13 protein-coding genes are annotated in these 15,108 nt (G+C 73.8%); 3 read left to right on the top strand and 10 right to left on the bottom strand.

Annotated elements, in window-relative coordinates; genetic code table 11:
• Positions 1-361: 361 nt before the first annotated feature.
• From ACFSHS_RS20130 to ACFSHS_RS20115, 4 genes are all read right to left on the bottom strand, one after another.
• Positions 362-3,235 (bottom strand): vitamin B12-dependent ribonucleotide reductase, encoded by a 2,874-nt coding sequence (locus tag ACFSHS_RS20130; RefSeq protein ID WP_376880029.1) that lies wholly within the window; start codon positions 3,233-3,235, stop codon positions 362-364.
• A gap of 93 nt (positions 3,236-3,328) precedes the next feature.
• Entirely contained in the window at positions 3,329-3,886 is a 558-nt protein-coding gene (gene nrdR, locus ACFSHS_RS20125; protein ID WP_376880026.1) for a transcriptional regulator NrdR, read from the bottom strand.
• Positions 3,887-4,534: 648 nt separating this feature from the next.
• Complete coding sequence (locus ACFSHS_RS20120) at positions 4,535-5,437, bottom strand: hypothetical protein (protein WP_376880024.1); 903 nt, start codon at positions 5,435-5,437, stop codon at positions 4,535-4,537.
• Positions 5,438-5,634: 197 nt separating this feature from the next.
• Positions 5,635-6,225: a LysM peptidoglycan-binding domain-containing protein gene (locus ACFSHS_RS20115; protein ID WP_376880021.1), complete on the bottom strand. Its 591-nt coding sequence runs from the start codon at positions 6,223-6,225 to the stop codon at positions 5,635-5,637.
• A 203-nt stretch (positions 6,226-6,428) separates the two neighbouring features.
• On the opposite strand from ACFSHS_RS20115, the gene lexA reads away from it, so the two are divergent.
• Positions 6,429-7,187 carry a transcriptional repressor LexA gene (lexA, locus tag ACFSHS_RS20110; protein ID WP_376880019.1) on the top strand — a complete coding sequence of 253 codons (759 nt, stop codon included), beginning with the start codon at positions 6,429-6,431 and terminating at the stop codon, positions 7,185-7,187.
• A gap of 63 nt (positions 7,188-7,250) precedes the next feature.
• Here lexA and ACFSHS_RS20105 read toward each other — a convergent pair whose 3' ends face one another.
• From ACFSHS_RS20105 to hflX, 3 genes are all read right to left on the bottom strand, one after another.
• On the bottom strand, positions 7,251-8,324 hold the full coding sequence (locus tag ACFSHS_RS20105) for a hypothetical protein (RefSeq protein WP_376880016.1): 1,074 nt from the start codon (positions 8,322-8,324) through the stop codon (positions 7,251-7,253).
• 4 nt (positions 8,325-8,328) lie between these two features.
• Positions 8,329-9,048, bottom strand: a complete 720-nt coding sequence (locus ACFSHS_RS20100; RefSeq protein WP_376880014.1) for a phosphatase PAP2 family protein — start codon at positions 9,046-9,048, stop codon at positions 8,329-8,331.
• 63 nt (positions 9,049-9,111) lie between these two features.
• Positions 9,112-10,578: a GTPase HflX gene (gene hflX / locus ACFSHS_RS20095; protein ID WP_376880012.1), complete on the bottom strand. Its 1,467-nt coding sequence runs from the start codon at positions 10,576-10,578 to the stop codon at positions 9,112-9,114.
• A 159-nt stretch (positions 10,579-10,737) separates the two neighbouring features.
• Here hflX and ACFSHS_RS20090 point away from each other — a divergent pair, with 159 nt between their 5' ends.
• Positions 10,738-10,962, top strand: a complete 225-nt coding sequence (locus ACFSHS_RS20090) for a hypothetical protein (RefSeq protein WP_376880010.1) — start codon at positions 10,738-10,740, stop codon at positions 10,960-10,962.
• 5 nt (positions 10,963-10,967) lie between these two features.
• On the opposite strand, the gene dapF is transcribed toward ACFSHS_RS20090, so the two are convergent.
• The 3 genes from dapF to ACFSHS_RS20075 are packed head-to-tail and all read right to left on the bottom strand — an operon-like array spanning position 10,968 to position 13,494.
• Entirely contained in the window at positions 10,968-11,855 is an 888-nt protein-coding gene (gene dapF, locus ACFSHS_RS20085; RefSeq protein WP_376880008.1) for a diaminopimelate epimerase, read from the bottom strand.
• On the bottom strand, positions 11,852-12,772 hold the full coding sequence (gene miaA / locus ACFSHS_RS20080; protein WP_376880005.1) for a tRNA (adenosine(37)-N6)-dimethylallyltransferase MiaA: 921 nt from the start codon (positions 12,770-12,772) through the stop codon (positions 11,852-11,854). Before miaA ends, dapF begins: the two co-directional genes overlap by 4 nt.
• Entirely contained in the window at positions 12,769-13,494 is a 726-nt protein-coding gene (locus ACFSHS_RS20075) for a class III extradiol ring-cleavage dioxygenase family protein (RefSeq protein WP_376880003.1), read from the bottom strand. Before ACFSHS_RS20075 ends, miaA begins: the two co-directional genes overlap by 4 nt.
• Positions 13,495-13,534: 40 nt before the next feature.
• On the opposite strand from ACFSHS_RS20075, the gene ACFSHS_RS20070 reads away from it, so the two are divergent.
• Positions 13,535-15,079, top strand: a complete 1,545-nt coding sequence (locus ACFSHS_RS20070) for a DUF349 domain-containing protein (protein WP_376880001.1) — start codon at positions 13,535-13,537, stop codon at positions 15,077-15,079.
• Positions 15,080-15,108: the final 29 nt, after the last annotated feature.

Here is a 15,108-nt window from a genome sequence, read left to right as displayed (position 1 = left end):
GGGATCCGTTCGGTGGACTGCGATGGACGCGGCCACCGGCGGGTGCCACACCGCACGCCGGCTCGGGGCGCTCCTCGCTGAGCGCGACCGCGAGCACTTCGCGATGGCCACAGAGGTCATCGGCGGACCCGACCGGTGACAGGAGAGCATTCGCCGTGATTCACCTGTGACCTTCTTCATCCCCGTCCGGGTGAACGCCGGCTGCCCGGCGCGTCGCTCAGCCCGGTCGTCGCCGGCCGCAGCGACCGGGGCCGCGTGTCGACACGTACGCCCTCTCGTGCCGTCACAGGGCCCGCTGCACGACGGCGCCCCGGCCCCGCGCGAGCGGGACCGGGGCGCCGGTCGTCTGGCTAGCTGCTGATCAGCTGCAGCCGCTGGTGGAGCCGCAGCCCTCGCAGACGTAGCAGCTGCCGGCGGGACGCATCTTGGTGCCGCAGGTCATGCACAGCGGCGCGTCGGTGGCGGTCCCGGTGACCAGCTCGAGCAGCTCGGCGGAGGAGTGCGCCTCCTTGGCCGGCTTGTCGGCCGCCTTCGGCTCCGGCTTGGCGGGCGCCTCGGTCGGCGCGGAGCTGCGCAGCGCCTCGAGGTCGACTTCCTCCTCCTCGACGACGGTGGCCGTCGAGGCCGAGGTGCCGTAGCCGGCGACCTGGGCCGCCCGCTCCTCGGCGGTGAAGATGCCGAGGGTGGCGCGCTTTTCGACCGGCAGGTGGTCGAGGGCCAGGCGACGGAAGATGTAGTCCATCACCGACTGGGCGATCCGGATGTCCGGGTCGTCGGTCATGCCGGCCGGCTCGAACCGCATGTTGGTGAACTTCTGGATGTAGGTCTCCAGCGGAACACCGTGCTGCAGCGCGATCGACAGCGAGATGGAGAAGGCGTCCATCACACCGGCCAGGGTCGAGCCCTGCTTGCCCAGCTTGAGGAAGACCTCACCGAGGCTGCCGTCCTCGTACATGCCGGCGGTCATGTAGCCCTCGGCACCGGCGACGCTGAACGAGGTGGTGACGCTCGTCCGCTTCTTGGGCAGCCGCTTGCGCACCGGGTGCGACAGGGCGGCGGGCGCGGTGCTCTCTTCCTTCGCGCCACCCTCAGCCGTGGCCTTCTTCGCCTTGGCGTCGGAGAGCGGCTGGCCCACCTTGCAGTTGTCGCGGTAGATCGCCAGCGCCTTGAGGCCGAGCTTCCAGCCCTGGAAGTAGATGTTCTCGACGTCCTCGACGGTCGCCGTCTCCGGCATGTTGACCGTCTTGCTGATCGCGCCGGAGATGAACGGCTGGACCGCGGCCATCATCCGGACGTGACCCATCGGGGAGATGGCCCGCTCGCCCATCGCGCAGTCGAACACCTCGTAGTGCTCCGGGCGCAGGCTCGGGGCGTCGACGACGTGGCCGTGCTCGGCGATGTACTCGACGATCGCCTCGATCTGCTCCTCCTGATAGCCCAGGCTCTTGAGCGCGCGCGGCACCGTCTGGTTGACGATCTGCATGGAGCCGCCGCCGACCAGCTTCTTGAACTTGACCAGCGAGAAGTCCGGCTCGATGCCGGTCGTGTCGCAGTCCATCATGAAGCCGATGGTCCCGGTGGGGGCCAGGACCGAGGCCTGCGCGTTGCGCCAGCCGTTGTCGGCACCGATCTCCAGGCACTCCTGCCACTGCTGCGTGGCGGCCTTGAGCACGTCGGCGTCGTCCGCGCCGACCGGGCGGATGGCGTCGTTGGCCGCGGCGTGCTTGCGCATGACCCGGGCGTGGGCGTCGGCGTTGCGGGCGAAGCCGTCGTAGGGCCCGACGATGCCCGCCAGCTCGGCCGAGCGGCGGTAGGCCGTGCCGGTCATCAGCGACGTGATGGCGGCGGCGAGGGTCTGCCCACCGCGCGAGTCGTACGCGTGGCCGGTCGCCATGAGCAGCGCGCCCAGGTTGGCGTAGCCGATGCCCAGCTGGCGGTAGGCCCGCGTCGTTTCACCGATCGGCTCGGTCGGGAAGTCGGCGAAGCAGATGGAGATGTCCATCGCGGTGATGACGAGCTCGACGGCCTTCACGAAGTTCTTCGAGTCGAACGTGCCGTCGTCCTTGAGGAACTTCATGAGGTTCAGCGACGCCAGGTTGCACGAGCTGTTGTCCAGGCTCATGTACTCCGAGCAGGGATTCGACGCGTTGATGCGGCCGGTCTCGGGGTTGGTGTGCCAGTCGTTGATCGTGTCGTCGTACTGTATGCCCGGGTCGGCGCATTCCCAGGCGGCCTGGGTGACCTTGCGGAACAGCGTCCTGGCGTCGACGGTCTCGAGGACCGAACCGTCGAGCCGCGCCCGCAGACCGAACTCGCCGCCGTCCTCGACCGCGCGCATGAACTCGTCGGAGACGCGGACGGAGTTGTTGGCGTTCTGGTACTGGACGCTGGTGATGTCCTTGCCGCCGAGGTCCATGTCGTACCCGGCGTCCCGCAGCGCGCGGATCTTGTCCTCCTCGCGCGCCTTGGTCTCGATGAACTCCTCGATGTCGGGGTGGTCGATGTCGAGGACGACCATCTTGGCGGCGCGGCGGGTGGCACCACCGGACTTGATCGTGCCGGCCGACGCGTCGGCGCCGCGCATGAAGCTGACCGGGCCGGAGGCGGTGCCACCGGAGGAGAGCAGCTCCTTGGAGGAGCGGATGCGGGACAGGTTGAGCCCGGCACCGGAGCCGCCCTTGAAGATCAGGCCCTCCTCGCGGTACCAGTTGAGGATCGAGTCCATCTCGTCGTCGACGGCGAGGATGAAACAGGCGCTGACCTGCTGCGGCGCGCTCGTGCCGACGTTGAACCAAACCGGGGAGTTGAAGCTGAAGTACTGGTGCATGAGCATCCAGGTCAGCTCGTGCTCGAAGATCTCTGCGTCGCCCTCGCTCGCGAAGTAGCCGTGCTCGCGACCGGCCGCACCGTAGGTGAGCACCACCCGGTCGATCAGCTGGCGGAGGCTGGTCTCGCGCTGCGGCGTGCCGACGGCGCCGCGGAAGTACTTCGTGGTGACGATGTTGGTGGCGTTGATGCTCCACTCGGAGGGGAACTCCACACCGCGCTGCTCGAAGTTGATCGACCCGTCGCGCCAGTTGGTCATGACGACGTCGCGGCGCTCCCAGGTCACCTCGTCGTAGGGGTGCACACCGGGGGTGGTGAAGACGCGCTTGATCTTCAGGCCCTTCCCCCGCGACGGCGCCTTGGCGGCACGCCGCGTACGGCCTGACAAGCGATCCTCGGTCTCGGTCACGGAGCTCTCCTTGGTGTCGTGACTCGGCGGCTGGGGAAGAGCCGGTTCCTGGTACTGCACTGGTGATGTTGTAGCGGTCGGTGCTGACAGTTCTCAGCCGGTGGCGGGGGCGCCGTCGACGGGCGCCTGGGCACGCGCCGCACCGCGGCGGCGGACCGCCGGCGGGGTGTCCTGCATGCCGGGCAGCGGGGGGGTGCCACCGGTCAGGTGACGTGCCCGCAGCTCGGTGATCTCCTTCTCGAAGTCCTCGAGCGAGGTGAACGAGCGATACACGCTCGCGAAGCGGAGGTAGGCCACCTCGTCGAGTTCGCGGAGCGGCCGCAGGATGGCCAGTCCCACCTCGTGACTGGGGACCTCCGCGGCACCGGTGGCGCGGATGGCGTCCTCGACCTGCTGGGCCAGCAGCTTCAGCTGGTCCTCGTCCACCGGCCGCCCCTGGCACGCGCGGCGCACGCCGGCGATGACCTTCGACCGGTTGAACGGCTCGCTGACCCCGCTGCGCTTGACGACGGCGAGCACCGCCTCCTCGACGGTGGTGAAGCGACGCCCGCACTTGGGACACGAACGACGACGACGCGTGGTGGCGCCCTCGTCGGCCTCCCGCGAGTCGATGACCCGGCTGTCCGCGTTGTGGCAGAACGGGCAACGCATCGCAGGCCACCTCCTTCCGGGAGCTCTCGTCTCCGTCCAGCCGCTCCTCTGTGGACCCTCCTGGGGACATCCGGTGGACGTTCCGGGGAGAACCTGAGGACGAGCCTGTGGACGGGCTTACAACTCTGTAACTACTAGATGTAGGGGAACCCTAGGCCGGTCATCACAAGATGTGCAAGCGCTGGACGCCTCGGCGTGTTCCGCCCCGGCACTGCCGTCACCAGGGGAAACATCGCTCCCCACGAGTCACACGACACGCCGCGGCCACGCGCCCGGGGTATCTCCCGAGCCGATGGTCCGCGCGGCGCCGGCCGCACCGACGCGCCTGGACCGGGCCGGCGAGGAGATTGCCGCCGCCACCGGTGCGGCCACGACCGACCCGACGGCACGGTCGCCCGGTCGCCCGGTCGCGATGAGCCGGACGCCGGACGGAGCGATCGGAGCCGCCGGCTGTCACCCGAATCCGATCGAGGGCACCGCAGCCGAGATGCACCGGCGCCGCCGCACGGAGGGCACACGCGGCCGCGCCGCACGAAGCGCACGAGCCCACCCGGAACGGTCGGGTGGCCGGCTACGACGGGGCCGAAGCCGGCCGGCCCACGCCGGCGACGGCCGTCACGCCCGACGGCACGCCGGGCTCGTCACGGGTCAGCGGCCGCGTAGGGAGCCGTCGACCCGTGGCCGCCGGGCGTGCGGGACGTGGTCGCTCAACCGCATGGGCCGGGTCAGCAGTTCGGGCTCCAAATCCTCGGGCGCCGTCCAGGTCCCACCAGAGCGCGGGAGGGGCTCGTGCGGCCGGACGGCGGCCACGCGCGGCACCGCGGGAGCTGCGCCGGTCACCGGGCGGGACGCGGAGGGGGGAGTGCGATCGGATCCCGCCGCGTCGGACACGACCGGGAAGAGGCCGGTGTCCGCCGTGCGGTGCCGACCCGGGTCGGCGGGTGCCCGGTGACGCCCGGGGGACGTGATCCGCGGGGAGGTGGACGGGGCGGCCGACGGAGCGGTCACGCCCTCCGGAGCACGTCGCCGGCCCACCGAGGCGAACTTCGCCGTCTCGTCGGCCGTCCGGCGCCCACCCGACGGGACATCGGTGGTCTCCGGAGCACGCCGACGGCCGACCGACGCGAACTGCGCGGTCTCGTCGGCCGTGCGCCGGCCACCCGTGACGGGAAGGTCGGGCACCACGGAGAGGTCGCGGACCGCGGGCATCCCGGCGGCCGCGGTCGGCTCGCCGTCTGCCGCGCGCGAGCGCCGCCCGGCGGGGTGGCGGGCCACGGACATCTCCTGGGTGGCCGGCGCGTACGCGGACCCCGCGGGCGACCCGGCCGCGACGGCCAGGTGCCGCTCGGGCAGGCGGAGGGACTCGAGGTCGGTCCAGGCGGTCTCCTCGACACCGTCCAGGACGACGCGCACCCAGACCTGGCAGGAACCGCTGGCGTCGTGCCGCCAGCCGAGCAGCTCGCCCGCCCACCAGGTTCCTGCCTGGTAGACCTCGACGGCCTGGGGTTGACTGGTGAACACCGCTGCTCGGTTCTCCATGGCGCCTGACACATGACGACCGTAAGCGCTGATGCGACCACAGAGCGTGAAGACGCCCGGGCTGAGGGTTGACGAAGTCGCACCCCGCCGTTGTGGAGCTATTGCCGAGGGGAGCCGCGCGGTCGGCACTCCGGGTGTCGGCTCCTCACGCCGGACACCGGGCGGGTGCGGCCGCACGGCCGGGCCGGGAGTGCCGGCGCCGCTTCGGCTCACGGGAGCACCAGGGCCTGACCCGGCAGCAGCTGGGTGCCGTCCAGGCCGTTGAGCTGCTGGATCTCGTCCACGACCGCGCGCACGTCTGCGCCCCCGGCCACGGAGGAGGCGATGGACCAGAGGGTGTCACCCGGGCGCACGACCACGCTGCTCTCCCCGGCCAGGCGCAGACCCTCCGCGCCACCGTTGAGCAGCGGCCCCAGCCAGGAACCGAGGGCCACCCCCGCCGCGACGGCCAGGACCACGGCCAGCCGGCGGGCCCGGCGGGTCAGTCGCACCGCTCCCGCCGGCGCGGGGCCGGGACCAGGATGCCGCCGCGCCGGCGGCCGACCTGCCGACGGCGACCCCGCCGCGATGGCGTGACCACCCGGAGGCGCCACCACCTCTCGCGCCCGGCCGGCCGGGACGACCGGAGGCACGGTCGGCCGGCACACGCCCACCCGGGAGGGGCTCCGTCGCGAGCGGGACACCGGCGGCCGGCGCGCCGGGCCGGCGTCGCCCGCATCGGGCACCGACACCAGCCGGGGCCGCCACGGAACCTGGATCTCCTCGTCGAACTCCAGCACGGCCTGCCGCACGCACCCCATGACCGGTCTCCCCTGCTCGCCACCTGCGCGGATCGTCGAACGCCTGTTCGAATCGAACGGCTGTTCGATGTCTACCGGACAGGTCCGACGAAAGCGACCGGACACGTCGCAACTTCGAACACGTGTTTGATCGACGGGCCGCGACGCGCTACCGTCCGTCCCACGGACACACGCGCTGCGCGAGCGGCGGACGAGGAGGCGACGTGGCGGACAAGAGCGGGAGCTCAGGAGGTCGCAAGGCGTCCGGGGACGCCCCCGCGGGCACCCGAACGGCCGCCGTCCGGTCGTTCCCCGACCGGGGCGCCGACGGTGACGGGCTGACCCAGCGCCAGCGCCGGGTGCTCGAGGTCATCCGCGACTCGATCGACCGGCGCGGATACCCGCCCTCGGTCCGGGAGATCGGCGAGGCGGTCGGCCTGTCGTCGGCGTCGTCGGTCGCCCACCAGCTGTCGGTTCTGCAGAAGAAGGGCTGGCTGCGGCGCGACCCGAACCGGCCCCGCGCGCTCGACGTCCGGCTCCCGGGCGACTCCCCGCACACCGTGGCCCCGATGGTCGAGGTGGGGCTGGGTGACGACGCCCAGACCCCGGCCCCCACCTACGTGCCCCTCGTCGGCCGGATCGCCGCCGGTGGTCCGGTGCTGGCCGAGCAGGCGGTCGAGGACGTCTTCCCGCTCCCCCGCGAGCTCGTCGGCGAGGGCACCCTCTTCATGCTCAAGGTCACCGGTGACTCGATGGTCGAGGCCGCGATCTGCGACGGCGACTGGGTGGTGGTCCGCCAACAGCCGACCGCGGAGAACGGCGAGATCGTTGCCGCCATGATCGACGGCGAGGCGACGGTGAAGACCTACAAGCGTCGTGACGGTCACGTGTGGCTGCTACCGCACAACCCGGCCTACGAGCCCATCCCGGGCGACGACGCCACCGTGCTGGGCCGGGTCGTCAGCGTCCTCCGCCGCGTCTGAGAGAGGACCCCGTCCCTCTCACCGCTCGCACGCTCGCGGCGAGCCTCCGGACGGGGCCACGCCTCAGGGCCTGCGGCGCAGCCTGCCCGCGACCCACACGACGACCGTGGCGACGGCCGCAGCGATCAGGGCCGACGTGATCGGGGACAGGCCCGAGCTGGTGAGATCCGTGAACCTCGGGACGGGGCCGACCGGCGGAGTGGGCGGCGCCGCGACCTCGGTGGCCAGCGGCACCCGGGTCAGGTCGCTGGGCAGACCCTCGCTGGCGACCAGGAGGGCCAGGTTGTCCGCGGTGAAGCTGATCGCCTCGCCCTGTGGCGACTCCGGGAGTGCGATGCGCACCGGCGTCGCGGCCAGTGCACCGACCACGTCGTTGCCGGTCAAGGGCCAGACGTAGGCGTCGGTGTAGGTGCGCAGCGCCAGATGCCGCCCGTCCGCCGCGACCGCCCCTCCGGTGACCAGGAGCTGTCCGGCCTGGCCCACGGGCCCACCCGGCGTACCGGTGAAGGTCAGGTTCACCGTGGCCACCTTCGCCAGCGCGACGGTTCCGCCGTCCACGAGCCCTGCCGCCGGGCTGTACACGCCGCTGGCGCCGAGCACCTCCTTGGTGACCAGGTACGGGGTCCCGTCGGGGGAGAGCAGCAGCGCCTCGGCGTCATGGGGCCCGTCCGGATAGGTCAACCGGTACACGGCCGTCGTGCGGTCGGGCCGCAGGGCGAGCAGGGCCACCGTCGTCCGGGTGGCCGTGTTGTCGCCGGTGTCGGCGAGCCAGACGGTCCCGTCGGCGGCGACCGCCATGTCCTCCGGGTCGTAGGGGTCCACCGCCGCCGTGTGGACGTCGATGACCTGGCAGGCGGGATCGAGCAGGTGGACGGCGACCCGGTCGCCGCCGTCGTTCATCGCCAGGACGCGGTCCCCGACCGCGACCAGCCCCGACAGCTCGGCGAGACCCGGCTCGGTGATCTGGCACTGCACGGTCGGCGCCGCCGCGGCGTCCTCGGCGGCAGCGGGCACGTCGGCAGGGGGCACGTCGGCAGGGGGCACATCGGCAGGGGGCAGAGCTGCCGCAGGCACCGCGGAGCCGAGGACGACCAGGGCACCGAGCGCTCCCCCGGCCGCCAGCAGCCGTCCCCGCACGCCGCTACGCGGTCTGCCGGCCCCGGGCACGTACCCAGCGTGACAGAACAGCTGCATCCAGTGCGTGAACCACGCCCAACAGCAGAATGCCCACGGCCCCGCCCACGACGGCGTCGGTGACCCAGTGGAAGTTCAGGGAGACCATCGCCAGCCCCGTGACGAGCGGCCCCAGCACGCTGAGGACCCACAGGGTCCGCTGCACGGCGAGCGGGAGCCCGTACTCGACGGCCTGCCACCGGGCGACACCCCACATGAGGACGGCGTTGGCCACGTGTCCCGAGGGGAACGACGCCCCGTCCTCGTGGAACAGGAAGACCCCGGGGTACGCGGGCGCCGTCCGGCCGGTGCCGTACTTGATCCCGTAGACGACCAGCGTGAGCAGGGCCAGCGCGGTGAGGACCCGGACCAGTGGCAGCCAGGTCCGCCGGCGCCACACCAGGTAGCCGACGAGCACGGCCAGCACGGCCAGGATGGTCACCCGTCCGCCCACCTGGGTCACCGACCAGACGAAGGGGAAGGCCGCGGAGTCCCGGAGCCCCCAGCCGCCGACCACCTCGGCGGCCCGCAGGTCCAGCCGCTCGAGCGGCCCCCGGTTCAGGACGTCGGCCGTGACGACGGCACCGACCACGAGCGCCAGGACGAGCAGCCACCGCTGCGGCCGGCCGGTCGTGACGGGGCGGGCCGGGCCGGGCAGCCCCGTGGCCCGCAGCACGCCGCTCGTCACCCGGCCACCGTACCGGCCCGTGACCTGATCGTGACCCGGCCGCTCTGGTCGCCCCCGGAGGGGTCAGGCCACCGGTACGGCGAACTGCTCCAGCGTGGCGGCCAGGCCGCCGTCCACCCGGGCGGTGAGCCGGGTGCCCCCGTCCTCGTGGCGCTCGCTGAGCACCTCGCCGTCCCGGTGCACCCGCGCGACGAGGTCGCCGCGGTCGTACGGCACCAGGACCTCGACGTCGACGTCCGGGCGCGGCAGCCGGGTGGCGATGAGCTCCCGGAGGGCCTCGATGCCGGTGCCGGTCCGGGCCGAGATCCAGACCGCACCGGGCAGGGCCCGGCGGAGGGTCAGGATGTCGTCCTCGCTCATCGCGTCCACCTTGTTGACGACGATCAGCTCCGGCACCGATGCCGCGTCGATCTCGCCGAGGACCACGCGCACGGCCTCGATCTGGCCCAGCGGGTCGGGGTCGGAGCCGTCCACCACGTGCAGCAGCAGGTCGGCGGCCGCCACCTCCTCCAGCGTCGAGCGGAAGGCGTCGACCAGCTGGTGCGGGAGGTGCCGGACGAACCCGACGGTGTCGGTGAGGGTGTACTCGCGACCGTCCGGCGACTGGGCGCGCCGGACCGTCGGGTCCAGGGTGGCGAACAGCGCGTTCTCCACCAGCACCCCGGCGCCGGTCAGCGCGTTGAGCAGGCTGGACTTGCCGGCGTTGGTGTAACCGGCGATCGCCACGCTCGGGGTCGCGTTGCGGTCCCGGCTGGACCGCTGCGTCGCCCGTGCGGTGGCCATACCGGCGATCTCGCGGCGCAGCTTGCTGACCCGCGAGCGGATCCGCCGCCGGTCGGTCTCGATCTTCGTCTCACCCGGCCCGCGGGTGCCGATCCCGCCACCACCGGCGACCCGGCCACCGGCCTGCCGGGACAGCGACTCACCCCACCCGCGCAGCCGCGGGAGCATGTACTGCATCTGGGCCAGCTCGACCTGCGCCTTGCCCTCCCGGCTGCTCGCGTGCTGGGCGAAGATGTCGAGGATCAGCGCCGTCCGGTCGACGACCTTGACCTTGAGGATCTTCTCCAGCTGGTTCAGCTGGCCGGGGGTCAGCTCGCCGTCGCAGATCACGGTGTCGGCACCGCTCGCGGCGACGATGTCGCGGATCTCGCCGGCCTTGCCCGAGCCCACGTAGGTGGCGGCGTCGGGCTTGTCCCGGCGCTGGCTGACCGCTTCCAGCACCTGGGAGCCGGCCGTCTCGGCCAGAGCCGCCAGTTCGGCCAGCGACCGGTCGGCGTCGGCCTGGGTGCCCTCGGTCCACACCCCGACCAGGACGACGCGCTCCAGGCGCAGTCGCCGGTACTCGACCTCGGTGACGTCGGCGAGCTCGGTCGAGAGCCCCGCCACCCGCCTCAGGGCACCCCTGGCCTCGAGGGCGTAGGAGCCGGTGGTGTCCTCGTCGGGCTCGTCCCACTGGCCGGCGGGGGCGAGACGGGGTGAGGCGTCGAGCGCGGGCTCGAACGGGGAACGGTCGGGTGCTGTCGTCATCGTCTCCAGCGTGGCACGTGCCTCCTCGTGAGGCACCTGAGTTGTTCGCAACTGCATCTCTGATCGCATCGCCCGGTACAACGCACGGGGAGCCCGCGTGCATCCCGCGGGCCGCCGGGTAGGGCCCCGGGGACACCGTCTCTCGAGGAGGAGGTCCTGATGAGCGAGACCGGATCGAGCAGCCTGGGCGCGGACAGCGACATCGAGGACCCTGGCCGCGACCCCGTGGGGCTGGGCGGCCCGTCGCGCAACCCGCTCGGCGGGGCCGACCAGGACACCGGCCGCGGGGAGCCGCGCGGAACGGGCAACGTCGGGCCGGCCGACAAGCCCGAGGCGCCCACGGACGAGCCCGAGACGCGAGCCGACACCCCGGACGACGCCTGAGGGGGTCAGCCCGCGAGCCACTCCGGGCAGAGGACCCCGGCCGACACCAGCACGGCGGGGCCGGTGAGCACCGTCGACCCGGGGGCCACCTGCACCGACAGGCGGCCCCCGGGGACGTCGACGAGCACGGTCCCCTCGGTCCGCCCCGCTGCGACGAGGGCCGCGTAGCCGGCGGCGCACGCGCCCGTGCCGCACGACCGGGTCTCCCCCACCCCGCGCTCGACCACCCGCAGCCGGACGTGCGTGCCGGGCTCGAGCACGTTCACCAGCTCTACGTTGACGCCCTCCGGGAAGAGGCCGCGGTCGAACGACGGCGTGCCGGTGAGGTCCAGGGCGTCGATGTCGGTGCCGGTGAGGCAGGCCAGGTGCGGATTGCCCATCGACACGGCCAGGCCCTCGAACGCCTGCCCGGCCAGCTGCGCCGTCCCCGTGCCGAACTCGCGCGCCGGACCCATGTCCACCCAGTAGCCGCCGTCCGCGGTGGCACCCACCCGCCGCGGACCGCCGCGCGTGCCGACCAGGACTCCGGCCTCGCAGGCGGCCCGGTCGAGCAGGCCCTCGGTGACCAGCACGTGCAGGAACAGCCGGATGCCGTTGCCGCACATCTCGGCGGTGGAGCCGTCGGCGTTGCGGTGGTCCATGAACCACTCGCAGCGCGCGAGGTCCTCGCCCAGGACGTCGGGGGCATCGGGCACGTGCACGCTGCGGACGACGCGCAGCACGCCGTCGCCGCCGAGGCCGGCGCGCCGGTCGCAGAGCCGGCGCACGAGCGCGCCGTCCAGCCGGTCCTCCGGCCACACGGCGCCGTCGGGGTCGGGCAGCACGACGAAGTCGTTCTCCGTGCCGTGCCCGATCAGCACGCGGGGGGACACCGTCGAGGACTCCGCGCTCACCGCTCGATCGTACGGGCGGTGATCACCGCGGCGACGGCGTCGAGCAGGTCGGGGCGACCGGCGTCGAACCAGCCGATCGTCGGGTCACGGCGGAACCACGACCGCTGCCGGCGCACGAACCGCCGCGTCGCGGTGACCGTCCGTTCCCGGGCCTGCTCGGGGGTCAGCTCCCCGTCGAACTGGGCCAGCACCTGCGCGTACCCGAGCGCCCGTGACGCCGTGGGCCCCTCCCGGAGGCCGTCGGCGGCCAGCGCGGCCACCTCCTCGACGAAGCCCGCGGCCCACATCCGGTCCACCCGGACGGCGACCCGCTCGTCCAGGTCGGCCGGGTCGCGGTCCAGCCCGACGACCACGGCCGGATAGTGCGGCCGGGGCGCCGGCAGCCGGGCGCGGAACGGCCCGCCGGTGAGCTCGATGACCTCCAGCGCGCGGACGATCCGCCGTCCGTTGCTCGGCAGCACCGCGGCGGCGGCAGCCGGATCGAGGCCCGCGAGTCGCCGGTGCAGGGCCGCGGGCCCCACGGTGGCCAGGTCGTCCTCGAGCCGGGCCCGCACCGCGGGGTCGGTCCCGGGGAAGTCCAGCTCGTCGAGGACGGCGCGCACGTACAGGCCCGATCCGCCCACGAGGAGCGGGTGGGTGCCGGCCGCGCGGAGCCGGTCGATCTCCGCGCGGGCGCGCTGCCGGTACTCCGCGACCGACGCGGTCTGGCGGACGTGCCACAGGTCCAGCAGGTGGTGCGGGACGCCGTCGCGCTCCGCGAGGTCGGGCTTGGCGGTGCCGATGTCCATGCCGCGGTAGAGCTGCATGGAGTCGGCGTTCACCACCTCTGCGCCGAGGCGGTGCGCCAGCGCCACGGCCAGCGCCGTCTTGCCGGTGGCAGTGGGTCCCACCACCGCCACGACCGGGGGCGCGGTCACGCGACGACCCACGAGGCCACCAGGTAGCCCACCCCGAACGGCGCGTCGTCGGCGTGCAGGCGCCCGGTCACCGACCGGCCCGCGAAGGCGGCGCCGACCGCCCGCCAGACGGGCACGCCGGCGGCGAGCAGCCGCCGGCCCTCCGCCGGGTCGAGCGCGGCCAGGGCCCCGGCGTCCCCGGCGGCCAGCGCGCGGGCGACGCCGGAGGGGAAGGGGCCCGCTGCCGGGTCGAGGTATCCCGGGGCCTTGACGCTGCGCCGCGCCGATCCGTCGCCCATGGCGAGGACCCCGACCGGAGCCGGCAGGTCGCGGGCCAGCTGACCCAGGTCGGCCGGCCCGACGCCGACCCGCGTCCCCGCGAAGCCGGCCTGGTCGAGCAGCCACGCCGCCAGCGCGTGCCCCGTCGGGACCCGCCGGCCGCCCGGGCGCACCCGCCCCTCGAAGGGGACGGCGACGTCGACCCCGAAGCCGCGCAGGTCGCCGCCGTCACCGGCTCCGAAGCGCTCACCGGGGGCCGCGCCGTCGGCGGCGACGACGACGACCTCCGGGCGGACAGCCAGCATCTCGGCCACCGCGGTGGCACAGGCGCTGCGCAGCGCGGTCGTCGCGTAGTCGGCCCGCCCCTCCACGGCCGGGAGCAGGAGCGGCGGCGCGGGGCAGAACGCAACGGCGGCCGCCGCGCGGGCTCCGGGCGGCGGCGGTCCTTCCGGTGGGGCACTCACGCCGACCAGTCTCCCGGATGCGACGTGGGACACTGCCGACGTGGCGAGCACGGACACCCCCGGCGACGGGGCGCAGCAGGACTCTCCGCCGGTTGCGGAGAACGCGGAGACGGTGGTCCCGGAGGCGGCCGGCGCGCTGCCGGCCGAGGCCCCCGCACCGGAGTCGGGCGGGTCGGAGGCGGTGACGCCGCTGGCGGGCACCCCGGAGGCGTCCACTCCCGGTGACGCCGCCGTGGCCGACCCGACGGCCGACGCGCCGGTTCCGGCTCCCCCGAGGCCGCGGCCCATGGCCCCCCGGCCGGCTCCCCCCCAGGCCTCCCAGCCCTCGCCGGCCCCGACCGCCACGGCCGAGCCGGCCGTCGACGTCCCGGCCAGCGACCCCGCCCAGTGGGGGCGCGTCGCCGATGACGGCACCGTCTACGTGCGCACCGCCGACGGCGAGCGCGCCGTCGGCTCCTGGCAGGCCGGCGACCCGGCGGCCGGGCTGGCGCACTACGGACGCCGGTACGACGACCTGGCCACGGAGGTCGCTCTGCTGGAGGCGCGGCTGAAGGCCCACACGGGCAACCCCTCGGATATCCGGGCCAAGGCACAGGGCCTCGCGGAGACGATCCCGACCGCGGCCGCGGTCGGGGACCTCGACGGGCTCGCCGCCCGGGCGCGCGCCATGGTGGCCACGGCGGACTCCGCCACCGCCGAGTTCCGCGCGGAGAAGGCCGCTGCCCGCGCCGCACAGGTCGCGCGCAAGGAGGCACTGGCCGCCGAGGCCGAGCAGATCGCTGCCGAGTCCACCGCGTGGAAGGCGGCCGGCGACCGGCTGAAGGCGATCGTCGAGGAGTGGAAGAAGATCCGCGGCATCGACCGCAAGACCGACGAGGCGCTCTGGAGCCGGTTCGCCGCGGCCCGGGACGCGTTCGGCCGGCGCCGGGGGGCGCACTTCGCGTCCCTGGACGCGCAGCGCAGCGAGGCCCGCGCCGCCAAGCAGGAGCTCATCGACGAGGCGCAGCAGCTGTCCACCTCCACCGACTGGGGCCCCACGAGCGCCGCGATGCGGTCGCTGATGGACCGGTGGAAGGCCGTGCCCCGCACCGGGCGCGACGGTGACGACGACCTGTGGAAGCAGTTCCGGGCCGCCCAGGACGTGTTCTTCGCCGCCCGCGCGGAGTCGGACAAGAAGCGCACCAGTGAGGAGCTGGCCAACCAGCAGGCGAAGGAGGAGCTGCTCGCGGAGGCGGAGAAGCTCGACCCCTCCACCGACCTGCGGGGGGCCCAGAACGCCCTGCGCAAGATCCAGGAGCGCTACGACGCGATCGGGCACGTGCCCCGCGGTGTCATGCGGTCGCTGGAGGACCGGATGCAGGCGGTGGAGCAGAAGGTGCGCGGGGCCGCCGACACCAGCCGTGCCCGGACCGCTCCGGAGAACCCGATGGTGACGTCCATGCGAGCCGCCGTCACGAAGGCCGAGGAGCAGCTGGCCAAGGCGGAGGCCGCCGGTGACGCCCGGCGGATCGAGGAGGCGAGGGCCAACCTCGCCACCCGCCGCGAGTGGCTGGCCGAGGCCGAGAAGTCCGCCTCCCGCCGCTGATCCAGCTTTCGGTACCGAAAGCTGAACCG

Origin of the sequence: Blastococcus deserti (genome assembly GCF_042682525.1) — a bacterium.
Taxonomy (GTDB): Bacteria; Actinomycetota; Actinomycetes; order Mycobacteriales; family Geodermatophilaceae; genus Blastococcus_B; species Blastococcus_B deserti.
This window is presented reverse-complemented; position numbering and strand designations above follow the sequence as displayed.